This is a genomic window from Pseudarthrobacter sp. AB1 (assembly GCF_014926485.1).
Classification (GTDB): Bacteria; Actinomycetota; Actinomycetes; order Actinomycetales; family Micrococcaceae; genus Arthrobacter.
This window is the reverse complement of sequence record NZ_PZKO01000033.1, coordinates 1-1,209: the sequence shown is the minus strand read 5'-3', so window position 1 is coordinate 1,209 and position 1,209 is coordinate 1. Positions and strand designations below refer to the sequence as shown.

The following is a 1,209-nucleotide window of genomic DNA, read 5'->3' as shown; positions in this document are numbered from 1 at the left end:
GGCCCCGATAGACCGGTTCCGCGATCGGCTGGCCGGCATCCCTGGCAGCGACGTGCCGGGCGACCGTGTGGTGCGAGCAGCCGGTGAGCTCAGCGGCGGCACGCAACGATCCGGTCAGATCATACGCAGCAAGTATTTCCATGATTTCTCCGTCAAACTTCATTAGGGCCTCTTCCCGGACGACTTTGGTGCGACTAGACACCGTCATCAAACCCCGGGAAGAGGCTCCCGCCGCTTAAGCAGCAGGGCTAAGTAAAGGAAGTGGGCAGATCTCATGGCCACCAACGGGCAGTTTTCATGGCCGTCAGTGGGCAGTTCCGTGGCCGCCTATGGGCAGTTTTTCATGGCCGCTAACATGGCGCCGCCGGAGCGAAGGAGTCCTCGAATGACGAAGTACCTGATCTCGTTCCCCGGTGAGGTCATGGTGTTCCCCGAGGAGGACTTCGAGTCGGTGGTCGAAGCCTCGCACGCGGTCATCGCCGAGGCCAAGGCGGCCGGCGTCTATGTCTTCGGCGGCGGGATCGATGAGGACGTGGACCCGGTGCTCGTGGCCGGTGACGGCACTCATACCGAGGGCACGTACCCGGGCCAAAAGATGCCCAACGGCGGCTACACCATTCTCGAGCTGCCCTCGCGGGAGGCGGCACTCGAGTGGGCCGCGAAGATCGCCGTCGCCTGCCGCTGCCCGCAAGAGCTCCGGCAGTTCCATTACGACCCGGCCAGCAGATGAGAGCAACTTCAGCCAGCGTCGTTCGTGCGTCGCGCGCCCGCCATGCAAGACGTGCAGCAGCGCATAGGGCGGGTGGCCTCGACCGGCGGCAACGCGCTAGCCGCCCACTCGTCGATCGGAGGCGGGCGGCAGGTCAGCGGGTGCATGCGACATTGCACCGTGAGGTGCGGAAGTGTCGGATTTCAGGCCCTTCACTGCCGGGCGTGGTTCTGTGGGCCGGCGGGCGGGTGGTTTGTGGTGCTGGTTGGGTGGGTTTTGTGGGTTGGGTGGTTAACGTGGGAGAGCCCCTCAACCTGGTGGTTGGGGGGCTCTCGACCTGTAATGATGTTCCGGCGGTGACCTACTCTCCCACACCCTCCCGGGTGCAGTACCATCGGCGCTGTGGGTCTTAGCTTCCGGGTTCGGAATGGGACCGGGCGTTTCCCCCACGCTATGACCGCCGTAACCCTTCTACCCGGCCCGTTCAGGCGTTCAGGCGT

1 protein-coding gene and 1 rRNA gene are annotated in these 1,209 nt (G+C 64.7%); one reads left to right on the top strand and one right to left on the bottom strand.

Translation table 11 applies throughout. From position 1 onward, the window contains the following. The first annotated feature begins 385 nt into the window (after window positions 1-385). A complete protein-coding gene (locus tag DAD99_RS09780; protein ID WP_193341379.1) occupies window positions 386-730 on the top strand; it encodes a YciI family protein in 345 nt (114 codons plus the stop codon). Window positions 731-1,057: 327 nt separating this feature from the next. Here the strand turns inward: DAD99_RS09780 and rrf are convergent. Further along, window positions 1,058-1,174, bottom strand: a 5S ribosomal RNA gene (gene rrf, locus DAD99_RS09775). Window positions 1,175-1,209: the final 35 nt, after the last annotated feature.